The organism is Streptomyces sp. NPDC088157, assembly GCF_044741545.1.
Taxonomy (GTDB): Bacteria; Actinomycetota; Actinomycetes; order Streptomycetales; family Streptomycetaceae; genus Streptomyces.
Window position 1 is genome coordinate 1 of the sequence record NZ_JBIUSU010000021.1, and the last position, 22,423, is coordinate 22,423.

The following is a 22,423-nucleotide window of genomic DNA, read 5'->3' on the forward strand; positions in this document are numbered from 1 at the left end:
GACCGAGGCCATCTCCTCAGGTGTCACACCACTCCAACGACACTCGCAGAGCAGTAGACACGCATGCCCAAGTGAAGATGACCAAGCCCTACTAGAACTCGGTGGGACAACAAACGGTGGGAAGAACTCGGTGAAGGGGAACGAGTGGAGAGGGAACCGGACAGCGGAGACCGTGAGGGGGAAACGGTGAGAGGAGCCGGTGGAACGAACGCGGCAGGGCCGGAGGGGTGCACTGCGACGAGGGCGCCCGTCCGCCTTGGGTCCGCCGCATCAGCCCTTGAGCGCGCCGCCGAGCGCGGAACTGCCGCCCAGCACCCGCGACATCACGACGTAGAGCAGGACCACGGGCGCGGAGTACACCAAGGAGAAGGCCGCGAGCTGCCCGTACTCCACCGTGCCGCGCGAGCCGAAGAAATTGAGGATGCTGACCGAGGCCGGCAGCTGATCGGGAGAGAGCAGCAGGAAGAACGGGACGAAGAAGTTCCCCCACATGCTCAGGAAAGTGAAGATGGTGACCACCGTGATGCCCGGCCACATCAGCGGCAGCACCACACGGCGCAGGGTCTGCAGACCGGACGCACCGTCCGTCCAGGCGGCCTCCTCCAGCACCAGGGGCACACCGTCCATGAAGTTCTTCGTCAGCCAGATCGAGAACGGCAGCGACGAAGTGCCCAGGAACAGGATCGTGCCGTACATCGTGTCGATCAGGTTGACCTGTACGAACATGGCGTAAACGGGGACCATCACGGCGGTGATCGGCAGCCCGGTGGCGAACAGGATGGTCAGCAGGAACGGACGCTTGTACCGCGACTCGTATCTTGACAGCGGGTAGGCCGCCAGCACGGCACACCCCACGGACAGCGCCGTCGCGCCGCCGCACAGGATCAGCCCGTTGAGGATCGGCCGATAGGTGATGTCCGTGTTGAGCACCGCGCGGAAGTTGTCCAGCGTCACCGGGTCGGGCGTGGAGACCCGCAGGCCGGCCGTACCGTTCAGCGAGGCCAGGACCAGCCACAGCAGGGGCACGAGGAACACCGCCGCGATCAGCGCCAGCACCGCGTTCGCCACGGTCCGCTCGGTGTGCCGTCGCGAGCGGCGGGCGGTCCGCGGCGCGGCGCTCGGGCGTGTGCGCCGGGCGGTGGACTTCGGGGAGGCGATGACCGCCATTCAGACCTCCGTCCTCATCAGTCGCAGGTAGAGGACGGAGAACAGGGCGCCGACCACGAGGAGCATCAGAGCCACCGCCGTTCCGTACCCGATGAGACTGTTCTGGAATGCCTGCTCGTACATGTACAGCGGCAGCGTCTGGCTCCTGTTGCCGGGGCCGCCGCGGGTCATGACGTAGATGAGGCCGAACACCGACAGTGTCTGCAGGGTGTTGAGCATCAGATTGGTGCCGATCGAGCGGCGGATCATCGGCAGGGTGATGAACCACAGTCGCTGCCACCGGCCGGTGCCGTCCACTTCGGCGGCCTCCGTGATCTCCGTCGGGATCTCCTTCAGCGCCGCCGAGTACACGAGCATGGAGAAAGCCGTTCCACGCCAGACGTTGGCCAGGGAGACGGCGACGATGGGGAGCGTGTACAGCCAGTTCTGTTGCGGCAGGTGGAGGAACTCGAGGATCGCGTTGAGCTCCCCCTGCCTGCTGAAGAACACGTAGAGCAGGTAGGCGGCGACCACTTCCGGGAGCACCCAGGCGACGATCACGACCGTGCTCGTCACGGTGCGCACGCGCCGCGACGCCTTGCCCATCAGCGCGGCCAGCGACAGACCCAGCACGTTCTGCCCGATGATCGACGACACGAGGGTGAAGACGAGCGTGAGTTCGACCGCGTTGAGGAAGTCGGGGTTGCGGAACGCCTTGGTGAAGTTGGCGAAGCCGACGAAGTGCGTGCCCGAGGCGCCGGTGAGCTGCATGTCGGTGAACGCGTAGTAGACGCAGTACGCGATCGGTCCGGCCAGGAACAGCAGCAGGAGGATCACCGAGGGCAGGACCGGCAGCCCGCGTATCAGCGTGCGGCGGGTGCGCTCGACGGGGGAGGGAGCCCCGGAGGGGCGCGGGAGACGCGTGCCGTGGCCGCGTACCCCCGCACCCGCACCGGACATCGTTGTCACAGCGTCTTCACCCACCCGATCCGTCGACGACCGCACCGTTGGTGGCGCTCTTCACCGCTGCCGCGTAGTCACTCGTGGCCTTCTCCGGGCTCGCGTCACCGGTCGTCACGGCTTCCATGGCTTCCTGGATCGCGGTCGACACCTGGGGGTAGACCGGCAGCGCCGGGCGGTAGTACGTGTACTTGACCAGACCGGTGAAGAAGTCGATACCGGGCATCGACTTCTGGTAGCCGGGGTCGGCAGCCACATCCTGGCGCACAGCGATGTTGGCGCTGCGGATGTCGTACTCGACGGCGTTGGCCTTGGTCTGGAGGGTCTTGACGAAGCTCCAGGCGAGGTCGGCGTTCTTCGACTTGGCGGGGATGGCCCAGGTCCAGCCGCCGGACAGGCTGACCTTGCCGGGTGCGGCGCCGCTCTGGGTGGGCATCGCGGCCTGGCCCATCACCTGGGTCCACTGCGGCCATGGCTTGCCGCCGGTCTTGGTCCAGTTGTTGCCCATCCAGGAACCGTCGAGGTCGATCGCGAGCTTGCCCTCCGGGAGCAGTTGGGTGCCCACGGTGCTGCCGAAGTTGGCGTCGAGCGCGTCCTGGACGTCGGGGCCGAGCTTCTCCTTGAACACCTTCTCCACAAAGCCCAGGGAGTCGCTGAAGCCCTTGCCGTCGATGACCCACTTCTTCGACGACGCCTCGTACAGCGGGTTCTTGCCGGTGCCGTAGAGCAGCATCTCGAAGCCCTGCATGGTCGCGGCCTCACCCGCGGCCTTGCCGGTGTAGATGTTCATCGGCGTGACACCGGGGAGCTTCCTCTTGATGGTGCGGGCCGCGTTCAGGACGTCGTCCCAGCTCTTGGGCTGCCAGTCGGTGGGCAGGCCGGCTTTCTGGAAGAGCTGCTTGTTGTACCAGAGGCCGCGGGTGTCGGTACCGTCCGGAACGCCGTACGTCTTGCCGTCCTGCGCTCGGGCCGCGGCCTTCGCGGTGGGTACGAACTGACTCCAGTCGGGCCAGTTCTTCAGGTAGTTGTCCAGGGGGCGCAGATAGCCGCTGGCGATGTCGGAGTTGATGAGGAAGGTGTCCTCGTAGACGAGATCGGGGGCGGTGCGCGGCGAGCGCATCATCAACTGGATCTTCGAGTAGTAGTCGTTCTCCGACGCCTGGACGGGGATGAGTTGGATCTTCTTGCCCGGGTTGGCCTTTTCGAACTGCTTCTTCACCAGAGCCAGATAGTTGTCCATGATCCGGCTCTTGTTGTCCATGCTTCGCTGATAGGCGATCTTGATCGTGTCACCTGATCCGGCCGATCCGGAACCTCCGCATGCGGCGAGCGAAAAGACCAGGGATCCGCTCAGGGAGACAAGGAGAATGGGTCTGAAGTGCGCTTTCACTGGTGCTCCACCCAAGGAGGAAAGGCCCCTGCCGATTGAGGGCGTGGCGCTGTTGCCCGCGAAAGTAAATCCATTTGATTGATGAGGTCAATGGGCGTGCACGCCGAACGCCCCCTCAGCACCGTGTTTTTGCCATGAGGTTCAGGAGACTTGGCGATCGGGCAAGGTCCCGCGGGACGCCATCGCCCCCTCGGTCGAACGGAGACGGACACATGCGGACGGGCACCAACTTGCCACGGGTGGGGGGCTACAACCGCGCCGTCGTACTGGACGCCGTCCGCGGGCGGTCGTCCGTGAGCAGGGTCGAACTGGCCCAGGCCACCGGCCTCACCAACCAGACGGTCTCCAACGTGGTGCGCCGGCTGCTCGACGAAGGTCTGATCCAGGAGACCGGCCAGGCCCCATCCCACGGCGGCAAGCGGCGCAAGCTGCTCTCGCTGCGCCCGGACGCGGCGTACGCCGTGGGAGTCCATCTCGACCCCGACATCACGGTGGCCGTTCTACTCGATCTGTCCGGCCGGGTGGTGCGGCGACGCACGATGCGTACCTCCTCCGAGAGTGATCCCGACCGGCTGGTGCGCATGTTGACCAGGTGGGTGAACACACTGATCGCGAAGTCGGACGTGGAACGCAGTCGGCTACTGGGACTGGGCGTCGCCGTGCCGGGGCCGATGGACCGCGCACGCGGCATGGTCCTCGACCCGCCCAACCTGCCGGACTGGCACCACGTGCACCTCACGGAACTGCTGGGCCGGGCGACCGGGCTGCCCGTGGTGATGGACAACGACGCCACGGCCGCCGCCATCGGTGAGCGCTGGGCCGGCGGAGCGGACCGGGCGGGCGGCTTCCTCTTCGTCTACATGGGCGCCGGGATCGGCGGCGGGATCATGCCCGCGGACTCGGTGCTACGCGGCGACTCGGGGAACGCGGGCGAGTTCGGCCACGTGGTGGTCGAACCCGGCGGGAACGAGTGTCACTGCGGTGCGCGAGGTTGCCTGGAAGCGTACGCGGCGCCCTACGCGGTGCTCGCGGACTTCGCCGCCCGGCACGGCCGGGTCGAGGCTGAACGCCTCTGCCTCACCCTGAGCCCTGAGCAGACGCGCGCGGACTGGCGCGGGCTCCGCGCCGCCGCGGCGAAAGGTGACCGGCACGCGATCGAGGCGGTCGAGCGCGCCGCGGAGCGTCTCGGCCAGGCGGCGCTGACCACGGTGAACCTGCTCGACGTCCGTCTCATCGTGCTCGGCGGCGAGGCGCTGCACGGCATCGAGGAGCAGGTCCACCGGGCGATGCACACATGGGTCAACGGCCGGTCCATCGCACGCGCCGTGCGTACGGTCTCCGTGGAGCCGAGCCTCATCGGAGATCACGTCGGCGCTGTCGGCGCGGCGTCGCTGGTCCTCCACGGCGCCTACACCCCGGGCTGGCACATGCTCCAGGGCGACCAGACCGCTCCCGGCCACGTCGGCGCGCGCCGCTGAACGCAGGACTGTCGCGGCCTCGGCCGTCACCAACTGCTTCCCACGCTGCAAGAAAATGTCGATGCGAACCGACACCGGTCATGGGAGCACTCCGGCGCGACGCATGATCATGATACGGATCTCCGAAATCTCCCATGCAGTTCGGTTGATCAACCAGACTTGTTCTTGTTTCCTCATGGAGAAGGGACGGCAAGCATGGCGAACAGCGCACTTCTGGTGATGGACGTCCAACGAGACGTCGTGGCCATCGCCGATGACGGTTCCGGATATCTGCCGCGCCTGCGTAGGGCGATCGACGGTGCCCGGGCTGCCGGCATTTCCGTGATCTATGTGGTGATGGGGTTACGGCCGGGCGATCCGGAAGTCAGCCCTCGCAACAGGGTGATGACAAATGCCGTGCGGGCCGGCCTGTTCGCCGAGGGGGCCCCTGGCACCGAGATCCATGACGATGTCGCGCCCCAGCAGGGCGACGTGGTGGTTACCAAGAGGCGGGGAAGCGCGTTCTCGGGCAGCGACCTCGACCTGGTACTCAGGGCTCGCGATATCGACAGCCTTGTTCTCACCGGCATCGCCACCAGCGCTGTAGTGCTCTCCACCCTGTGGCATGCCATCGACCTGGACTTCGGCCTCACCGTCCTGGCGGATGCCTGCCTCGACACCGACCCCGACGTGCACACGATGCTCACCGAGAAGCTGTTCCCGCAGTGGGCAGATGTCGTCGCCGTCGAGGACTGGCTCCAAGCCATCGCGCCGCAATAGCGGGAGGCAGTCCGGATCCTCGAGTGCGGGGGCAAGACGGCAGCGCCTCCCACCGCCGGGGTGAGGGCGGCCGTCGGTGTGTGGATGCGGCTGATGTGCGTCTTCGGCTCGGCGTCGCGGACGGCCCGGGTGCTGGGGGTGCGGGACTTGGCGGCGTAGTACGAACCTCACCAAGCCCTACTAGGATGTTGCGCTCGAAGGAACCAGCGGGAGCGCCTCCCCAACGCTCTACCGCAGCGCGGTCATGAGATCGACGGCAGGTTCGGGCTGAGGCGGTTCGGCCGAACCGTGGCGTCAGCCGCCTCCGCCTCCGCCGCTGGTGTTGTCCGGCCCCAGGTCATACTCCCGGCTCTGGTTCGCGCCGGATCCCCAATGCTCGTAGCAGATGAGCCCCGCCCCGATGAGCAAGACGATGCCTGTAGCTATCAGCGATATCCATGCGCCGGCGTCCATGCCTGTGGATGTACCCACCGCTGTCAGTGCGAAGCCTCGCCGGGCCTGCATCGATCCGGTGAGGATCAGCTCAGCGACGCGGACCCGGGAGGTGCGGATGCGGCGGGAGCCGTGCACGCTCGATGCGGCGATCGCGGCCAGGGCCGACGCGGACAGGCCGACGGTGACCATCCTGCCGCCGTTGGCCAACCGGCTTCGGTAGCAGTGCAGTTCCGAGCCGAGGGTGTCGACGATGACGTCGAACGGACCCATCTGGTCCGAGGTGGTGGAGGCATGAAGTCCGGTGGCCGGATGGCCGATCGGACCGGGAGTCCGGCCGGTCGGCCGTCGCGGTGTCGTGGGAGGCGTGCCTAGCGTCGTTGTGACCGGGCCACCGCACTGTGAGGGGAACGCTGATGGGGCAGCAAGAGATGACCGGATCCCACGCCGACGGCGGCGCGGCCGTGGCCGGGGCGGCCACGGAGTTCGAGCAGGACGTCATGGACCTGCTCGTGGAGACACTGCGCCGAGCGGTCAGGCTCGAGTTGTCGGCCGTGGGGACGGACACCCTGCTGGGGGAACTCGTGTTGGGGGACACGGACGCCGGTGAGGCGATGTCCCCTGGGATGCGGAAGGCCGGTTCGCTCAGTGGTCTGATCGCCGGCCGGGCGGGCCTCGGCTGGGTGAACGACGACGAGGTAGGCGGTGTGCCGGTCGCGGCCGGTGTCGATGAGGGAGCCGATCAGCAAGCCGATGAGGAGGAGGTCAAGTCAACAGCTCACTGGACTGCGACCTCGAGACAGAGGCAGAACAGCTGATCAACGGCTTTCTCCACGGAACCGGCTCCGCACTGCGCAAAGCCCACCGGGCAGCCGCGCAGTACCCGCTTGACAGCGCGCCAAGTCGACCTGATCCCAGTCCTTCGACGACCGGCGATCTTCTGTGGGCTGGGCATCCGACCTCGGCGCTGCCGTAGCCCGTAGCCCGTCGCCGACCCGCCACCGCACCGCGCTGTCTCGCGCTCCGCTCGCCCGGCGCTCTCCCCGCTCCGGACACCAGCGGCTCCATCGCCCTGCGCCACCGGCGGCACCGGACGGTGCGGCTCCCGATGCCCGGCTCGGTGGCGGTGCGGATCAGGGAGCGCAGCCGGCCTCGGAGCTCGTCAGTGCTCGCAAAGCGAGAACTCTCGTTCATAGAGCTGCTCGTTGTGTTCGTCGACGAAGAACTTGCGTTCCTGCATGAGTTGTTCGCGGTAGCTCTTGGCCTGTTCAAGCGTCATGGTCGAGGCAGGGGACCACGGCTGCTGCGGTGGCACATCGGATGTCGAGACGATCTTTTCCGACGGGTCGACCAGGAAGAACGCAAGAATTTTGCGATGTCCCGGGCGGGTGGGGTCCGTGAGGCGGAATGAGCCGACGCGGTGTTGCAGGATGTTCGGGAACGCCAGGCAGCGGCCCGCTGGGGTCGATGCCGATCCCAGCATCTGGTTCAGTGCGTCTTCGTCCTCCAGACCGTAGACCTCACGCAGACCGTTGTCGTCGTTCTGCTCGTAGGCCGGGTCGTCGAGTGCCGCCCTGAAGCTCAGCCGGCTTTCGGTGATGTTCTCGCTGTCCCAGTAGTAGATGCCGGTCGAGACGATCCGCTCGTTCATCATCCCCTCGACATGCCAGGAACCGCCGAGGTACTCGGGCTTGTCCGGGGTGAGATGAATCGTGGCGAGCTTGACGATGACCTGTAGACGGCGGCCGCGCAGGTCGACTCGGGCGGAGTCGTCGGGCAGCTCGGGCGGGGTGAAGGCCGGGGCATCCGGGATGACCGGGCGGCGGTTTTCCCACCAGTCGTCCTGGGCCTCTTCCCAAGCACGGACGGCTTCTTGGTAGGCCCCATCCTCACTGTAGGAGGCTTTGTCCGGATACTCCGGCTCCGAGTCGTACCACCCGAAGGGATCGGCCTCGATCCGCGGGGGCCGCGGATGGCGCAGATCGGTGAGCACGTTCTCGAACAGCGGGCGCAAGCGCGCGAACAAGTCCGGCAGGACGGAGGCCAGTTCGCGATGAGCCTCGGGGTGGACGTTGTTGACGTACGAACTGAAGGCGACCTCGCCGTCGCCACTGACGTCCACGTCCGTGGGCAGCCACTGGAATTTCTCCGAGAATTCGTACTTCGAGTAGCGGTCCGTAGGGTTCTGCCAAGCCCTCTCGGGCGCACCGCTCACTTCTCTCACCAGGCAGAACAGTGAGGGATGAACCAGATCCAGTACCTGACCATCGGATCCGGGATGCCAGTCCCGTTCCGCTTCGGGCACCTGTTCCAGAACTCGAACCGCCTCGCGCAGCCGGGATCTGAGCTCGCTGTCGACCAGAGTGTCCGACTGCCACACCCCGTCGACGGCGGAGACCTCGACACCGGTTCGTCCGTCTCGCAGTGTGGCGTAGTGCGCGAGTTCGGCAAGCACGTAACGAACCTGCGCTTCGGTGAGGCCTTGGGCGACCGCTTCCTGCGTCCACCTGGCGACGATGTCGGCGTCGTTCATCTTGTCGAACCACTCCGGCTTCGCCCGAATGTGGGCGCTGCACTGCATCATCTGAAGTTCCTGCAGCGTTCGGGGTGTCGCGAACGATATGGAACGGGAAGCATGAAAAGGCAGGGGGAAAGCAGACAGGCCAGTCAATTCTCTTGGTCCTCCCAGTCGGTGTGCGGCAGCGGGAAGGATACGACAGCGCACTGACACCGCAGCCGTGACTCCTGCCATCGCTGGTCCGGCAGCCAGGGCTCCTGCGTAGTCGCGTGATGCCCGTTCGTGCTCATCCGAGGCCGAGGAGCACGAGGTCTCGCACAGCAACGCGACCGACGCACAGGAGGCGGCCTACCAGCCGATAGCCCAACGCCAGACTTCTTCCGCCGCCCACCGCGCCCGGTGGACCGCTCGCACGTCAGGAAGGGAGATCATTGAGGGGGTGGTCCAGCAGTCGGCGCCGCGCCGAACTGCCCGCCGACTGGGCCACCGCACGCCACCTCGGGCGTCAGCAGACTTCGAACCACAGCGAAGCAGGGAAATGCCCCTCCCCGGCCAAGAGACCGTCACGATGGGGCGCCGGCCGGTAGTCCGGGAAAACCGCCCGCATCTCGTCGGGCCTTTCATAGTGCAGGTGGGACATGCACGCGAGGATCCGGGCACGGCTGTTGTTCGCCAGGAAGGCGCGCACGAGCGAGGTTTCCGCCCAGTGCAACACGCTGTCCAACAGGTCACATTGATAGTCGTACGGCAGGTAAATGTCATGAACGTGGACAATCACGCCCGGTGCGAGACGCGGGAAGACCTCCAGAACGAGGAAGTTCACGTCCGAACCGGGTTTCACCACGTGGGACGAGTCCACGAACAGCACATCACCCGCGGCCAGAGAGGTGAACGTCGCCAGGTCGACGGTCTGGGCCGGTACGCGGTGCAGATGAACGCGGGCGTCCCGGGACAGCCAGTCGCGCGGGTACGGCTCGATGCAGGTCACCGTCCCCGGACGACCGTCCTTGGCGTTCCGGGTGAGTGCCTCTAGCGCGATATGCGTAGAGACTCCGCTGCCCACTTCCAAGTACCGGCGGGGGCACAGCGAGCGTAGGATACCGTGCAGGGCCTGTGCCTCGATGTAGCCATATCCCGGGCCGAGATCACCCGACTTTTCGAACACCCTATTTCCGCGGTATTCATCGACGAACGGCTTGCAAGCCTTCTCGAGCCAGGTCATCTGTTCATCGAGATCGATGTGCAGGCCGGGCAGACTGGAAGGGGTGCGCCACAGCTCACGGGTTTCCGCCAGACCGCGCAGGTCCGGAGCGGAGGAATAGTAATGGCGTGGTGCGACAAGGATTCCCAGTCGGGAGAAGGCCATGTTCGCAACGACCGCCTGGCGCTTGGCAGCGCGCTTGACCTGCTGCCGAACACTCACTGAAATCAGATTTTTCCCCATGGAATGAAGCTAAGCGATGCGGCATTCGACTACCTCGGACACGCCGATGTCCGTTCAGGTGATTGATGAGCCCATCGAGGTGCCCGGGCATCCTGTTCGTGCTGCGCACGGGGCTCTCCTGGGATCATGTACCGCAGGAACTCGGCTTCGGATCGGGCATGACCTGCCGGCGCCGCCTGGCCGAGTGGTTCGAGGCAGGCGTGTGGCCCCGTCTGCGTGAAGCCCTTGAACATGCCCGGGCACGGAACCGGGGCCCCTCTCATGCAGGCGCGGCGCTGTCGCCCGGAGGCCGGCGGAGCAGGTGCAGACAGATGACCGAGGCGACGATGGTCCGCCGTTCGGAAACGTCCAGGCGGGGGTCCGTTTCGACAACGTACTGCTGCAACCCGAGCCACGCGTCGATGGTGCTCACCGAGACCCGGCCCAGAATCTCCGGCGCCGGGCCCCCTTCTGGATCAGCCTCCGTAAGACGCCATTCGTCCGACAGGTGACCCCGCCGTGTAAGGAGGAGTTGGCGTCCCTGCTCCGTCTGAACGCCCAACTGCCGGGTCTTGACGAGTCCACGGGCGCAGGCGGTGCCGACCTCTTGGTCCGCGGCGTCGGTGAAGCGGAATCGCACCGGTCCGAACTGCCCGAACCGGGAACGCCTCTTGATGCGGACGATGAACTCGCCGGACGTTTTCGTGAGGAGGGAGTGGGTGTCGTCGGTGTGCGTGACCCGGGCGAGCGGGGTCCCCTCCACGGTGGACACGGCCAGGGCGGGGCCCACGTATCTGCGCCATTGTGAACGCTTCGGCTGCCCCACCACGAAGGCTTCCAGTTCGAACAGACCGGGTTCCGTCATCGGTCTTCCTTCCCCGCCACGGCTTCCCACTCGGCCGAGTACGTCCACGGTGACCGAGAGCCCGCCCGATTCCCACCCCTCGGGCGTACGTCGACGCCACGCAATGTCGCCGGGAGGATGGCGTTGTGTCAGGAGTTCCGGTGCAGGAGCGTGGCTCCGCCCAGCACGTCCGCCGCCCGCACCGCGTACCTCCTGTGCCAGGTGATCAGTTGGTTCCCTCGGAGTAGTCGTGGAAACCGCGCCCGGATTTCCGGCCGAGCAGACCGGCCTCCACCATGCGCAGCAGCAGGGGAGGCGGGGCGTGCCGCGGGTCCTTGAACTCCGCGTACATCGCCTCGGCGATGGCGGTGAGGGTGTCCAGGCCGATCAGGTCGCCCAGGCGCAACGGACCCATGGGGTGGGCGCAGCCGAGAACCATGCCCGTGTCGATGTCCTCCGCGGAGGCGTGGCCGGACTCCAGCATCCGGATCGCGGACAGAAGGTAGGGCACCAGCAGGGCGTTCACCACGAACCCGGCCCGGTCCTGGGCACGGATGACCTTCTTGCCCAGCACCTCCGTGACGAAGTCCTCCGCGCGGGACCGTGTCCGAGGAGCCGTCACCAGCGAGGGAACGATCTCGACGAGGTCCAGCATCGGCACCGGGTTGAAGAAGTGCACCCCGATCACCTGATGCGGGCGGGCGGTGGCCATGCCCAGTTTCATGATGGGGAGGGAGGAGGTGTTCGACGCGAGCAGCGCGTCCTCGCGGGTGACGACGCGGTCCAGCTCGGCGAACAGCTCGACCTTTACTTTCTCGTCCTCCGTCGCCGCCTCCACCACCAGGTCCCGATCGGCCAAATCCGCCAGGTCAGTGGTCACCCGCACCCGGTCGAGAGCGGCGTCGCGCTCCGTGCCGGAGAGCTTGCCACGCCGTACGCCGCGCTCCAGCGAGACGGCGATCCGGGCCCGTCCGGCCTCGGCCGCGTCCGCGTGCACGTCGTACACCATCACGTCCAGCCCGGCCCGGGCGCAGACCTCGGCGATGCCCGCGCCCATCAGACCGCAGCCGACGACCCCGACCCGGCGGATGCCGGGCCCCGGCGCATCGCTCACCGGAACGCCGCCTGGCCCGTCAGCGCCTGCCCGATCATCAGGGTGTGCATCTCCACGGTGCCCTCGTAGGTGAGGATCGACTCCAGGTTGTTGGCGTGCCGGATCACCGGGTACTCCAGGGAGATGCCGTTGGCGCCGAGAATCGTCCGGGCGGTGCGGCAGATCTGCAATGCGGCACGGGTGTTGTTGAGCTTGCCGTAGCTGACCTGCTCGGGGCGAAGTCCGCGGTCGTCCTTGATCCGGCCGAGGTGGAAGGCGAGCAGCGTGCCCTTGGCCAACTCCACGGACATGTCGGTGAGTTTGGCCTGGGTCAGCTGGAATCCGCTGATCGGGCGGCCGAACTGGACCCGGTCGCCCGCGTAGGCCAAAGCCGCCCGGAACGACGAGCGTGCGGCTCCCATGGCTCCCCACGCGATGCCGTACCGCGCCTCGTTGAGGCACGACAGCGGCCCGCGAAGACCCCGTACCTCGGGTAGCTCGGCGGATCCGGGCAGTCGTACCGAATCCAGCACGAGTTCGCTGGTCACCGAGGCCCTCAGGGACATCTTGTGCTTGATCGCGGGGGCCGAGAAGCCAGGGGTGTCGGTCGGGACGACGAAGCCGCGCACGCCGTCGTCCGTACGGGCCCAGACGACGGCCACGTCGGCCACCGACCCGTTGGTGATCCACATCTTGCGCCCGTCGAGGACCCAGTCGTCGCCGTCGCGGCGGGCAGCGGTGCGCATGCTGCCCGGGTCGGAGCCGGAGTCGGGCTCGGTCAGGCCGAAGCAGCCGATCGCCGTGCCCGCCGCCATCCGCGGCAGCCACTCCTCCTTGTGCTCCTCGGACCCGAACGCGTGGATCGCGTACATGGCCAGCGAGCCCTGCACCGAGACCAGGGAGCGCAGCCCGGAGTCGGTCGACTCCAGCTCCAGACAGGCCAGGCCGTAGTCGACCGCGCTCATCCCCGCGCAGCCGTAGCCCTCCAGGTGCATTCCCAGCAGGCCGAGTTCGCCGAGTTCCTTGGTCAGGCCGCGGATGTCCTCGATCGCGCCCTGCTCGAACCACTCGGCGATGTGGGGCTCCACACGCCGGTCGCAGAACGTGCGGACGGCATCGCGGACGGCGCGCTCGTCCGCGGTCAGCAGGCTGTCGAGTTCGACGAGGTCGAGAGGGTCGGCCGGGCGTGGGGCGTGCTGGGCGTGCATCGGGTGTCTCCAGGGTTCGGGGAGTTACGAGGTGAGGAGGCCGCCGGTCAGGGGGAGTACCGGCGGCCTCCGGCTGGTGGGAGGCCGCCGGACCGCTCACGAGGTGGCGGTCGGGCTGATGATGAAGTTGCTGAAGCCGCCGTTGCGTTCGGCGATGCCGCCGATGGCGTCGTTGACCCTCTCCAGCGGGAAGACCTGGTGTTCCAGCGGGCCGAGGTCGAGCAGACCGGCCTCCACCATGTCGGCCATGGCCTGGCCCTCGCCGGCGGTGAACCAGGCCGATCCGATCAGCCGCAGCTGCTGGTCCATCATCCGGTGGATGTCGATGGGCAGGTCGCCGGCGACCGCGCCGATGTTCACCGCGATGCCGCCGCGTGCCATCGCCCGCATGCCGGCCAGGAACGTCTCGTGCGGGGCGCCCGGCCCGAGCGCGTCGACGTAGATGTCGGCGCCGTAGCCCTCGGTCTCCGCCCGGACCCAGTCGTCGAGCGGGCCGTCGTCCAGGGCGTGCAGCCGCAGGCGTCCGCCTGCGAGCTTGCCGACCTGGTCGAGCAGGCCCTTGTCGCGGCCGGTGCCGTAGACGTGGGTCAGGCCCATCGCGGAGGCGAGGAGCGCGGCGCCGATGCCGAGGGTGCCGCTGATGCCGTTGATCAGGATCGTTCTGCCCGGCGCTGCCCCGGCCTTGCGGAGGGCGGAGTACATGGTGCCGAGATAGCCGAAGCGGGCGGCCGCGTTGAACGACAGCACGTCCGGGAGCTTCACCAGGGAGTACGCCGGCGCCACCATGTACTCGGCGAGGCCCCCCTGGTAGCGGTCCAGCAGGTCGAGGGCAGTCGGCGAAAAGCCGAAATATCCGGCGAAGGCATAACTGGCGCAGTTGATCGAGTCGTCGTTTCGACACGACCGGCACGATCCGCAGGAACGGCCCGGGTTGACGTACACCCGGTCGCCCGGTTTGAACGCCTGGACACCCGGGCCGACGGACTCCACCACACCCGCCGGGTCGAGACCGAAGATCGCCGGCAGGGTCGGCAGGGGGCTGTGCGGGAACCAGGTGGTCCACATGTTCAGGATGTTGGCGAGGTTCGGAACGATGTTGACGGCGTGGACGGCCACGCGGACGTCACCGGGGCCGGGCTCGGGAACGGGGAGACCCTCGATCCTCATCGGCTCGCCGACGGCGTGCATCCGCGCGGCTCGCATGGTCGCACTCATGGCGTCTCCTCGGGTATGGCTGGGGGAGACGGCGCCCACCGGGACGCTGTCTCTGGGACTGGTGGAGGGTGGGTCAGTTGTCCAGCAGCGTCGTCAGTCGCGCGCGCTGCAGCTTTCCGGTGGCCCCGCGCGGCAGGGCGGGTACGACGCACAGCCGCCGGGGCCACTTGTGCCGGGCGAGCCTGCCGTCGAGGTGGGCGCGAATGGCGTCCAGAGTGGGGTCGCCGGAGTCGGTGACCAGGAAGACGGTCACCAGCTCGCCCCAGAGCGGGTCCGGCGCCCCGGACACCGCGACTCCGACGACGCCGGGGAAGTCGGCGAGCGCGTTCTCGACCTCGGCGGGATCGATGTTCTCCCCGCCGGTGATGATGGTGTCCTTGAGCCGCCCGACGACCGAGAGCCTGCCCTCCGCGTCGAAGAGCCCCCGGTCGCCGGTGTGGAACCAGCCCTCGCGGTCGGTCACGGCCGTGGGCCCGGCAGCGGTCCAGTAGTCGGCGGCCACCGACGGCCCGCGCACCCAGATCTCGCCGGGCGTGTCCAGCGGGGCGGGCGACCCGGCCGCGTCCACGACCCGCAACTCGACCTGCGGGACGGGTGATCCGGTGGAGGCGGTCGGCTCGTCGGGCGCGGAGTACGTCACCCCGGCCGCGGTCTCCGTCAGACCGTAGGAGTTGACCACGCCTGTGCCGCGCGCCCGGAACTGCTCGCGGGTGGCGGTCTGGGCGGGCGAGCCGCCGGACAGGATCCACCGCAGGGTGTTCAGGTCCTCGCCGCCGAACCGGGGGTGCCGGGCCAGCAGGGCCGACATGGCCGGTACGGCGAAGGCACAGGTGACCTTGTGGTCGCGGACCAGGTCGATGAACAGGTCCGGATCGAAGCGCGGGGCCAGGATCACCGTGCCGCGCTTCGCCCAGGTGTACTGCGGAAGCCCGCCCAGCACGGCGACATGCGCCAACGGGGTGGAGACGAGCGCGGTGCCGTCCGGTCCGAAGGGGAGCCGTGCCAACCCGCCCACCATGCTCCAGTACAGGTTGTCGTGGGTCAGCGCGACGCCTTTGGGACGGCCGGAGGTGCCGGAGGTGAACGCGATGATAGCGATGTCGGAGCCGACCGGGGTGGCAAGCGCAACCGTCTCGGGTCCCTCGTTCCCGGCATGCAGTTCCTCCCAGGCCAGGCGGAGCCCGGAGCCCGCGGGAAACCTCTCGTCGGCGACCAGGGCCGTCGGGTCGGTCTCCTCGCACACGACGGCGAGTTCGCTCTCGGTCACCTGTGGGTGAAGCGGGACGAGGACCGCCCCCATCCGCGTCACCGCGAACAGCGTGATCAGCGCCTCCGGTCGGGCCGCCCCCTGCATCACCACCCGATCGCCCTTGCGCACCCCGCATTGGTCGAGCCGGGCGGCGGTGCGCCTCACCGCGAGGTCGAGTTCGGCGTAGCTCCAGGTCCGGTCCCCGAAGACGAGGGCGGTGCGGGAGCCCGCCTCGGCCGCGCTGACGGCGAGGTGCGCGCCGAAGGTGCTGGTCAAGTCCTCACCTCCGCGGCCCGTCTCGCGCGGGCGAGCGCGCCGAGAGTCGTCCCCGCCAGGTCGGCGGCCGACACTGGCGTTCGCCGCTCCAGCAGCCGACGGGCGGCCAGGTGCTCGGCGGGCCAGTTCAGCGTCTCGACAGCCACCAGCCGGTCCGCGCGGAAGGCGTACGTGGCCAGCCGCTCCGGGGATCCGCCCGGCACCAGCAGCACTTCGTCGGAAGGGGAACGCAGCCCGGCGATCTGCAACTTGACGTCGCCCTGGTCGCTCCAGAACCACGGCAGGCTGTCGTACGCGGCAGGCGATCCGGCGATCCGGTGGCCCACCAACGCCCCCTGGTCGATGGCGTTCTGCACGGACTCCAGCCGCACCAGCCCGTCCGCGTGGGGATGCGGATGGCGGGCGCAGTCGCCGACGGCGGAGACCAGCGGGTCCGTGACCGAGCGCAACTGCTCGTCGACGACCACGCCGTCGGCCACCTCCAGCCCGGCCTCCCGGGCGAGTCGCTCCCTGGGTACGGCGCCGATGCCGTAGACCACGAGGTCGGCGGGCAGAACGCCGTACGAGGTGACGACCCGCTCGACCCGTCCCGCACCTTCGAGGGCCTGTACGGCAGTCCCGGTGAGGACCCGGACACCGGCGCGCTCGTGGCGCTCTCGCAGTCGCGGTTCCAGCTCCGGCGAGACGGCCCGGCTCAGCAGCCGGTCGGCCAGTTCCACGACGGTCACGCGGGCCCCGCCCTCCAGGGCGACCCGGGCCAGCTCCAGCCCGATGAACCCGCCGCCGACGACCACCACGTCACGCGCCGTCTCCAGCGCCCGGCCGATCATCAGGGCGTCGTCGAGTGAGCGCAGGGCGTGGACGCCGACCAACTCGGAGCCGGGGACGGGCAAGGGGCGATTGTGCGCGCCCGTCGCCAGCACCAGGTGGTCGTAGGAGACACGGGTCCCGGCCCGGGTGAGGACCGTACGGGTGGCGGTGTCGAAGGCGATCACGTCGTCCCCGAGACGCAGGTCGATGCCGCGCTCGCCGTAGAAGGACTCCGGCACCAGTTCGACGCGTACACCGTCCGGCTCGGTGTGGGCCTTCTTCGACAACGGCGGTCGCTGGTACGGCAGATGGGATTCCGCGGCGAACAGGGTGACGGGACCCTCGTAGCCGGATGCGCGCAGTGTCGAGACGACGCTGAACCCGGCCTGCCCGCCGCCGACGACGACCACACCCGCTGTGCTCGTCATACCTGCTCCTCGGGCACGCGGACGACCAGTCCTTCGAGGTCGTCGCAGAGCTGGATCTGGCAGCTGAGCCGGCTGGTGGGGCGGCGTTCGGCGGCGGTGAAGTCCAGCATCTCGTCCTCGACGTCGCCCGGCGGGCCCACCAGCTCGGACTGGGCCTCGGCGACGTAGACGTGACAGGTGGCGCAGGAGGCGTTGCCTCCGCATTCGGCGACGATGCCCTCGACGCCGTTCGAGACGGCCGCCTGCATGAGGACGGTCCCCGACGCGGCGGTGACCTTGCGTTCGGTCCCGTCGGGCGACTGGAAGATGACGGTGGGCATGAAGTCCTCCCGATGGGGACGGCTCAGAGGGCTTGCCAGCTGACGTTCAGCGAGGTGAGTCCGCGGAACACCCAGCCGTCCATGCGGCCCGCGGCGGAGCCGCTGTCGGATGCTGTCGCGCCTTCGACGAGGCGCAGTCCCGGCAGACGGCTGAAGACGAGGGGCCAGGCGATCGCGCTGACCTCGTGGCGCGCGACCCACGCGCCCATGCAGAAGTGCGGTCCGCCGCCGAAGGCGAGGTGCGGGCGGTGCGGGCGGTCGATGTCGAACTCGTCGGCCCGTTCGAAGACCGACTCGTCGCGGTTGCCGGAGGCGATGACGAGGGCCACGCGGCTGCCGGCGGGGAGGGACAGCCCGGCGATCTCGTGGTCCTGGGTGAGCTGGCGGGGATACATGCCGATCGGTGAGATCCAGCGGGCGGTCTCCTCGAAGACCCGCTTCCAGGACGCCGGGTCCTTCCGTACCCGCTCCAGCGCCTCGGGGCGTTGCAGCAGAGCCTGGGCGCCCACCCCGAAGACGTCGCGCGGCTCGTTGACGCCTCCGCCGATGATGACCTTGATGTTGTTCTGGATCTCGGCGAGTTCCACCGGCTCGGCCGCGTGGACCATGGAGGAGATCACCGAGCCGTCCGGCTCGCGGCGCACGGCCTCGGCCGTCTCGGCCACCGCTGCCTCGATGGCCCGGGTGGCCCGCTCGGCGCGGAGCCAGATGTCGGGGTCGTCGGCGTAGTTGCCGTTGCCGGCCATCATCGCCCGCGACCAGTCGGCGATGTCGCCGGCGCGCGCGGTGCGCAGGCCCAGCACCAGGGCCAGGTTGGCGGCGACGAGCGGCTCGGCGAAGTCGGCGATCAGGTCGGCCTCGCCGCGGCCCGCGATGCGGTCGAGCAGGTCGTGCGCGGTGCGCTCGAAGGCGCCTGCCCACAGATCGCGGACCTGGCGGGGACGGGTCGGCGGCTCGGCCGCGGCCCGCAGGCGCCGGTGGCCGGGGTCGTCCTCGCGGAGCATGTTCGGGCCGACCGTGCGCAGCAGCAGCGAGCCCTCCTCGCGGGAGCTGAACACCTCGGGCAGCCTTTCCGCGCGGACGATGTCCTCGTACCGGGTGAGCAGGTGCCGGCCGACCGAGGGGACCCAGGCGAGCGGGGCGGTGCGGCGCAGCTCGGCGTAGGCCGGGTAGGGGTCGCGGCTCAGCTCGGCCAGGTCGAGTTCGACGACGGGCGCGCCGGGTGCCGCCGTCGTCAGGGCGTTCACGATGTGCCGCCCGCGCCGATCAGGACGAAGAACGCGGTGGCGGGCTCGGTGCCGTTGTTGCGCCAGGCGTGGCGCGTGGCGTTCTGCACGACGATGTCGCCCGGCTTGAGGACCGCGGTCTCGCCGCCGTCGAGGTCGAGGACCAGCTCGCCGGAGAGTACGACGCCGTAGTCCACGGTGGGCGTCGTGTGCATGCCCGGGTTGTCCGGTTCGAAGAGCTCGGCGAGACCGGGGCTGAACTCCAGCTGCTCGGCCGCCGCGGCGGCGGGGTCCCAGCGGGGGTCCGCGTAGACACTGGCCGGCGCGAACGTGACGGTCAGCGCGACCGTCTCGCCCGGCGCGGGCACGAAGGACCGCAGGGACGCCGTCGGGTCGGCCTCCGGGACGGCGGGAGCCGCCGTGTTCCACACCAGGGAGCGGGCGAAGCCGGGGGTGTGGACGGACTGACTGGTGCGCGGCGGCTCGCCATCGCTGACGATCACGGGTTTGCCGCTCGGGCTGACCCCGGTGACGACTCGACGGACCATGATTCTCTCCCTTGAGAAACCAACCTACTGTTAGATGCTTGACGGTAAAGGTTCTAACTGTTTTCGGCGATCGTGCTGCGGCGGCTCCGAGCACGAGTCGGTAGGGCGGCCGGTTCCCCGGGGCCCGGTCATTCCGCGGGCGGGGTCTCCTGGTTCACCAGCGTACGCAGCAGATGCACCAGCTCACTGAGCTGATCGTCGCGCAGGACGCCGGTCCAGGCCCGCTCGCGCTCGGTCTGGGCCTCGATGGCCTGACGCAGCGTCTCGCGGCCTTCCGGGGTGAGCTCGACGAACAGCTGACGGCGGTCGGACTCGACCCGCTCGCGGGTGACCAGGCCCCGGCTTTCCAGGGTCGCCAGGGCGCTGGAGATGCTGGCGCGGGTGGAGCCGGAGACTCTGCCGATGTCCTGCTGGCCGAGCGGGCCGTAGACCCACAGGGCGTTCAGGATCCGGAAACCCGCCCAGGTCAGGCCCAGCGGCCGGTGGACGTGCTTCTCGAAGTCCTTGGTCAGCCGGGCCTCGAGGCGGGTGAGGTCGGTGACCATCTCGATCGCGTCGAGGTCGCGGGGGTCGGTCGTGCCCAGCTCGCGATGGTGGTGGCGCAGCAGCTCCGAGAACTTCCGGGTCCGGCTCACGCCGGTACTCCCCGTCTCGCGCACGGTGTCCGTCACAGTCTCCCGCCCTTTCCCTCTGCCTAGCCGGCGACGACCGGATTGACCATAGTGCCCACGCCGGTCACCTCGGTGCGCAGGACCTTGCCCTCGGTGAGGTACAGCCGCGGGGTGCGGCGGACGCCGCAGCCGGCCGGGGTGCCGGTGAAGATCAGGTCGCCCGGCTCGAACGTCACCCGCTTCGACAGCCAGGCGATCAGCTCGGGCACGCTGAAGATGAGGTCGGAGGTGCGGCCCCGCTGCACCTCGAGGTCGTCGACCCAGCCGGCCACCTCGATGTCGTCCGGGTCCTCGAACTCGTCGACGGTCACCAGGTAGGGGCCGACAGGGCTGAAGGTGTCGTACGACTTCGGCAGGGTGAACTGGTTGATCGGCTTGCGCCACTGCTCGCGCCGGTCGCTGATGTCCTGCCCGGCGGTCACGCCCGCGACGTACGACCAGGCATCCGCCCCGGAGATGTTCTTGCCGGTGCGGCCCATGACGACGACCAGCTCGGCCTCGTAGTCGACCTTGTCGTACTGCGGCTCCACCACGACCTCGTCGTAGGGGCCGACCACGGACGAGGCGAACTTGGCGAACACCGACGGTTCGTCGGGGACGGGAAGGTTCGACTCCTCGGCGTGCGCCCGGTAGTTCAGTGCTACCCCGATCGCCTTGTACGGCTTGGCGACCCGACCCAGCGCACGCGGGTCGAACTCCTGCCAGTCCGCCGCCGCGGCCCGCTCGGCGAGGGTGCGCAGCTCGTCGTGGAGGGACAGGTCGCAGAGCACCTCCAGGCGCGGCTCGATCGCTCCCTTGCTCGCGTTCGCGATGTCCAGTGCGACGTCGCCGCGCACGAGGACGGGACGGCCGGCGAGGTTGCCGAGCTTCATGCGGGCACTTCCTTCTGGTCGGGCTGCGGAAGGGGGAGTGCGAGGTCGCCCTCCGTCCGGATGCCGAGCGTGTTGATGACGGTGGCGATGGTCAGGTACTGACCGACGGTGTAGAGGACGTCGATGACCTGCTCGGTGCTCAGGTGGCCGGTCAGCCTGTTCCACATTTCGTCGTCGACGCCCTGGCGGTCGACGAGCGAGTCGGTGGCGGTGAGCAGCACCTGGTCGAGGTCGTCGAGTCCGTCCCAGGCGCCGGTCGCGGCGGCCGTGATCGTCTCGTCGGCAAGGCCCGCGCGGCGGGCGATGCGGACGTGCTGGTCCCACTCGTAGGCGGCCTGCGCCCGGGCCGCGATCCGCAGGATCATCAGCTCCCGGGTCTTCAGCGGCAGGGTGTTCTTGCCCAGCACGTGGTTGCTGAAGACGAGGTAGCGGCGCAGCGCGTCCTCGTGGTGGGCCAGGGTCGCCCAGATCGCGTAGATGCGGCCGTCCTGATCGCGGTACGGCGCCAGCGACGCCAGTGTCTTCTCCTGCAGGTCTGCCTCGTCGACAGGCCGCAGGCGGGGCTTCTCCGGCATCGGAGTCCTCCTCGGCTCGATGGCGTCAACGTATTCGTATGAGTCTTGACCGTCAAGGGTCTAACAAATATCGTCCTCGGCATGACGATCCAGAGCCTTGGGTACGTGGGCATCGGTACCCCCGACCCGACAGCATGGGCGCAGTACGCCCGCACAGTGATAGGCCTCGCGGTCGAGCCAGAGGCCGCATCCGACAGCGGCTCTGCCGCAGGCGAGGGGCCCGTGCGCTATCGCCTGCGGATGGACCAGCACCCGTTCCGCATGTGGCTGACGGAGGCGGAGGCCGGTGGCGTGACGGTCATCGGCTGGGAGGTCCGTGACGGAGCGGCGATCGACGCGATGACGCTGAGGCTCAAGGAGGCCGGCGTCGACGTCACGGCGGGGACCGAGGAGGAGTGCCTGGACCGCCAGGTGGCCCGCATGGTGCACTTCGGCGGCCCGCTCGGCATCCGCACCGAGCTGTTCTGCGGCCGCCGCCTGGCCCCCAGCCAGTTCGTGTCACCGCTCGGCGTCGGCTTCGTGACCGGCGAGCAGGGGCTCGGGCACGTCGTGATGAAGACGCCGCGCGTCCAGGAGGCCGTCGACTTCTACTGCGACGTCCTGGGCTTCCGGCTCAGCGACACCGCCGACTACCCCTGGGGCACGTTCTACTTCCTCGGCTGCAACCCGAGGCACCACAGCATCGCCTTCATCCGGTCGTACAAGAACGAGGGCACCCACCACATCCTGTGCGAGGTGACCAGCCCGGAGGAGGTCGGCCGCGCCCTCGACCGCACGCGTGAGCACGACGTGAGACTCATGGCGACACTCGGCAAGCACGCCAACGACGGGATGTTCTCGTTCTACATGACCTCGCCGGCCGGCTTCGGCATCGAGATCGGCGCAGGCGGCGTGCAGGTCGACGAGAGCACATGGGTCAGCCGTACGTACACGGCCGACATCTGGGGCCACCACCCGGTCCCGTAGTCCGACTTCGCCTCCC

22 protein-coding genes and 1 pseudogene are annotated in these 22,423 nt (G+C 68.7%); 5 read left to right on the top strand and 18 right to left on the bottom strand.

Going from position 1 to position 22,423, the window contains the following annotated elements:
* Positions 1–270 precede the first annotated feature (270 nt).
* The 3 genes from ACIPFH_RS42695 to ACIPFH_RS42705 are packed head-to-tail and all read right to left on the bottom strand — an operon-like array spanning position 271 to position 3,475.
* Positions 271–1,167, bottom strand: coding sequence for a carbohydrate ABC transporter permease (locus ACIPFH_RS42695; protein WP_359130085.1), 897 nt, complete (start codon positions 1,165–1,167; stop codon positions 271–273).
* Positions 1,168–2,106, bottom strand: coding sequence for a sugar ABC transporter permease (locus tag ACIPFH_RS42700; RefSeq protein ID WP_359130091.1), 939 nt, complete (start codon positions 2,104–2,106; stop codon positions 1,168–1,170).
* Positions 2,107–2,122: 16 nt separating this feature from the next.
* A complete protein-coding gene (locus tag ACIPFH_RS42705) occupies positions 2,123–3,475 on the bottom strand; it encodes an extracellular solute-binding protein (protein ID WP_401835539.1) in 1,353 nt (450 codons plus the stop codon).
* Between the two features lie 233 nt (positions 3,476–3,708).
* Here ACIPFH_RS42705 and ACIPFH_RS42710 point away from each other — a divergent pair, with 233 nt between their 5' ends.
* Together ACIPFH_RS42710 and ACIPFH_RS42715 are read left to right on the top strand one after the other, a co-directional pair.
* Positions 3,709–4,974 (top strand): ROK family protein, encoded by a 1,266-nt coding sequence (locus ACIPFH_RS42710; protein WP_401835483.1) that lies wholly within the window; start codon positions 3,709–3,711, stop codon positions 4,972–4,974.
* 195 nt (positions 4,975–5,169) lie between these two features.
* Positions 5,170–5,733 (top strand): cysteine hydrolase family protein, encoded by a 564-nt coding sequence (locus ACIPFH_RS42715; RefSeq protein ID WP_401835486.1) that lies wholly within the window; start codon positions 5,170–5,172, stop codon positions 5,731–5,733.
* A gap of 294 nt (positions 5,734–6,027) precedes the next feature.
* Here the strand turns inward: ACIPFH_RS42715 and ACIPFH_RS42720 are convergent, their stop codons facing one another.
* Positions 6,028–6,438 (bottom strand): hypothetical protein, encoded by a 411-nt coding sequence (locus ACIPFH_RS42720; RefSeq protein ID WP_401835489.1) that lies wholly within the window; start codon positions 6,436–6,438, stop codon positions 6,028–6,030.
* A gap of 143 nt (positions 6,439–6,581) precedes the next feature.
* On the opposite strand from ACIPFH_RS42720, the gene ACIPFH_RS42725 reads away from it, so the two are divergent.
* The gene (locus ACIPFH_RS42725; protein WP_401835492.1) at positions 6,582–6,983 is read left to right on the top strand and encodes a hypothetical protein; all 402 of its coding nucleotides are present in this window, start codon (positions 6,582–6,584) and stop codon (positions 6,981–6,983) included.
* A gap of 344 nt (positions 6,984–7,327) precedes the next feature.
* On the opposite strand, the gene ACIPFH_RS42730 is transcribed toward ACIPFH_RS42725, so the two are convergent.
* Entirely contained in the window at positions 7,328–8,836 is a 1,509-nt protein-coding gene (locus tag ACIPFH_RS42730) for a DUF4246 domain-containing protein (protein ID WP_401835495.1), read from the bottom strand.
* Between the two features lie 352 nt (positions 8,837–9,188).
* Positions 9,189–10,127, bottom strand: a complete 939-nt coding sequence (locus tag ACIPFH_RS42735; protein ID WP_401835498.1) for a class I SAM-dependent methyltransferase — start codon at positions 10,125–10,127, stop codon at positions 9,189–9,191.
* 86 nt (positions 10,128–10,213) lie between these two features.
* Between ACIPFH_RS42735 and ACIPFH_RS42740 the strand changes: the two are divergent.
* Positions 10,214–10,354, top strand: a pseudogene (locus tag ACIPFH_RS42740) (transposase); the annotation flags it as partial.
* 32 nt (positions 10,355–10,386) lie between these two features.
* Here ACIPFH_RS42740 and ACIPFH_RS42745 read toward each other — a convergent pair.
* The 12 genes from ACIPFH_RS42745 to ACIPFH_RS42800 form a co-directional block, all read right to left on the bottom strand.
* Positions 10,387–10,971, bottom strand: a complete 585-nt coding sequence (locus tag ACIPFH_RS42745; RefSeq protein ID WP_401835501.1) for a hypothetical protein — start codon at positions 10,969–10,971, stop codon at positions 10,387–10,389.
* A gap of 205 nt (positions 10,972–11,176) precedes the next feature.
* Entirely contained in the window at positions 11,177–12,064 is an 888-nt protein-coding gene (locus ACIPFH_RS42750) for a 3-hydroxybutyryl-CoA dehydrogenase (protein ID WP_401835504.1), read from the bottom strand.
* A complete protein-coding gene (locus tag ACIPFH_RS42755; protein WP_401835507.1) occupies positions 12,061–13,251 on the bottom strand; it encodes an acyl-CoA dehydrogenase family protein in 1,191 nt (396 codons plus the stop codon). The genes ACIPFH_RS42750 and ACIPFH_RS42755 overlap by 4 nt, the downstream gene beginning before the upstream one ends.
* 96 nt (positions 13,252–13,347) lie before the next feature.
* Positions 13,348–14,466 carry an alcohol dehydrogenase catalytic domain-containing protein gene (locus ACIPFH_RS42760; RefSeq protein WP_401835509.1) on the bottom strand — a complete coding sequence of 373 codons (1,119 nt, stop codon included), beginning with the start codon at positions 14,464–14,466 and terminating at the stop codon, positions 13,348–13,350.
* Between the two features lie 73 nt (positions 14,467–14,539).
* Positions 14,540–15,991, bottom strand: a complete 1,452-nt coding sequence (locus tag ACIPFH_RS42765; protein ID WP_401835511.1) for a class I adenylate-forming enzyme family protein — start codon at positions 15,989–15,991, stop codon at positions 14,540–14,542.
* Positions 15,988–17,229, bottom strand: coding sequence for an NAD(P)/FAD-dependent oxidoreductase (locus ACIPFH_RS42770; RefSeq protein WP_401835513.1), 1,242 nt, complete (start codon positions 17,227–17,229; stop codon positions 15,988–15,990). Before ACIPFH_RS42770 ends, ACIPFH_RS42765 begins: the two co-directional genes overlap by 4 nt.
* Positions 17,226–17,549 carry a 2Fe-2S iron-sulfur cluster-binding protein gene (locus ACIPFH_RS42775; RefSeq protein ID WP_401835516.1) on the bottom strand — a complete coding sequence of 108 codons (324 nt, stop codon included), beginning with the start codon at positions 17,547–17,549 and terminating at the stop codon, positions 17,226–17,228. Before ACIPFH_RS42775 ends, ACIPFH_RS42770 begins: the two co-directional genes overlap by 4 nt.
* Positions 17,550–17,572: 23 nt before the next feature.
* The gene (locus ACIPFH_RS42780; protein ID WP_401835518.1) at positions 17,573–18,796 is read right to left on the bottom strand and encodes a cytochrome P450; all 1,224 of its coding nucleotides are present in this window, start codon (positions 18,794–18,796) and stop codon (positions 17,573–17,575) included.
* Complete coding sequence (locus tag ACIPFH_RS42785; RefSeq protein WP_401835519.1) at positions 18,793–19,323, bottom strand: cupin domain-containing protein; 531 nt, start codon at positions 19,321–19,323, stop codon at positions 18,793–18,795. Before ACIPFH_RS42785 ends, ACIPFH_RS42780 begins: the two co-directional genes overlap by 4 nt.
* A gap of 128 nt (positions 19,324–19,451) precedes the next feature.
* Positions 19,452–19,958: a MarR family winged helix-turn-helix transcriptional regulator gene (locus ACIPFH_RS42790; RefSeq protein ID WP_401835522.1), complete on the bottom strand. Its 507-nt coding sequence runs from the start codon at positions 19,956–19,958 to the stop codon at positions 19,452–19,454.
* Between the two features lie 59 nt (positions 19,959–20,017).
* A complete protein-coding gene (locus ACIPFH_RS42795) occupies positions 20,018–20,866 on the bottom strand; it encodes a fumarylacetoacetate hydrolase family protein (protein WP_401835525.1) in 849 nt (282 codons plus the stop codon).
* Positions 20,863–21,441 carry a carboxymuconolactone decarboxylase family protein gene (locus tag ACIPFH_RS42800; protein ID WP_401835527.1) on the bottom strand — a complete coding sequence of 193 codons (579 nt, stop codon included), beginning with the start codon at positions 21,439–21,441 and terminating at the stop codon, positions 20,863–20,865. Before ACIPFH_RS42800 ends, ACIPFH_RS42795 begins: the two co-directional genes overlap by 4 nt.
* A gap of 81 nt (positions 21,442–21,522) precedes the next feature.
* On the opposite strand from ACIPFH_RS42800, the gene ACIPFH_RS42805 reads away from it, so the two are divergent.
* Positions 21,523–22,407, top strand: a complete 885-nt coding sequence (locus ACIPFH_RS42805) for a VOC family protein (RefSeq protein WP_401835528.1) — start codon at positions 21,523–21,525, stop codon at positions 22,405–22,407.
* Positions 22,408–22,423: the final 16 nt, after the last annotated feature.

Bases quoted from the DNA above. Each gene is read 5' to 3' on its own strand.
- ACIPFH_RS42805 (WP_401835528.1), top strand. From the start codon at position 21,523: ATGACGATCCAGAGCCTTGGGTACGTGGGCATCGGTACCCCCGACCCG.
- ACIPFH_RS42800 (WP_401835527.1), bottom strand. From the start codon at position 21,441: ATGCCGGAGAAGCCCCGCCTGCGGCCTGTCGACGAGGCAGACCTGCAG.
- ACIPFH_RS42700 (WP_359130091.1), bottom strand. From the start codon at position 2,106: ATGTCCGGTGCGGGTGCGGGGGTACGCGGCCACGGCACGCGTCTCCCG.
- ACIPFH_RS42745 (WP_401835501.1), bottom strand. From the start codon at position 10,971: ATGACGGAACCCGGTCTGTTCGAACTGGAAGCCTTCGTGGTGGGGCAG.
- ACIPFH_RS42720 (WP_401835489.1), bottom strand. From the start codon at position 6,438: ATGGGTCCGTTCGACGTCATCGTCGACACCCTCGGCTCGGAACTGCAC.
- ACIPFH_RS42795 (WP_401835525.1), bottom strand. From the start codon at position 20,866: ATGAAGCTCGGCAACCTCGCCGGCCGTCCCGTCCTCGTGCGCGGCGAC.
- ACIPFH_RS42735 (WP_401835498.1), bottom strand. From the start codon at position 10,127: ATGGGGAAAAATCTGATTTCAGTGAGTGTTCGGCAGCAGGTCAAGCGC.
- ACIPFH_RS42755 (WP_401835507.1), bottom strand. From the start codon at position 13,251: ATGCACGCCCAGCACGCCCCACGCCCGGCCGACCCTCTCGACCTCGTC.
- ACIPFH_RS42725 (WP_401835492.1), top strand. From the start codon at position 6,582: ATGGGGCAGCAAGAGATGACCGGATCCCACGCCGACGGCGGCGCGGCC.
- ACIPFH_RS42785 (WP_401835519.1), bottom strand. From the start codon at position 19,323: ATGGTCCGTCGAGTCGTCACCGGGGTCAGCCCGAGCGGCAAACCCGTG.
- ACIPFH_RS42715 (WP_401835486.1), top strand. From the start codon at position 5,170: ATGGCGAACAGCGCACTTCTGGTGATGGACGTCCAACGAGACGTCGTG.
- ACIPFH_RS42775 (WP_401835516.1), bottom strand. From the start codon at position 17,549: ATGCCCACCGTCATCTTCCAGTCGCCCGACGGGACCGAACGCAAGGTC.
- ACIPFH_RS42710 (WP_401835483.1), top strand. From the start codon at position 3,709: ATGCGGACGGGCACCAACTTGCCACGGGTGGGGGGCTACAACCGCGCC.
- ACIPFH_RS42770 (WP_401835513.1), bottom strand. From the start codon at position 17,229: ATGACGAGCACAGCGGGTGTGGTCGTCGTCGGCGGCGGGCAGGCCGGG.
- ACIPFH_RS42760 (WP_401835509.1), bottom strand. From the start codon at position 14,466: ATGAGTGCGACCATGCGAGCCGCGCGGATGCACGCCGTCGGCGAGCCG.
- ACIPFH_RS42695 (WP_359130085.1), bottom strand. From the start codon at position 1,167: ATGGCGGTCATCGCCTCCCCGAAGTCCACCGCCCGGCGCACACGCCCG.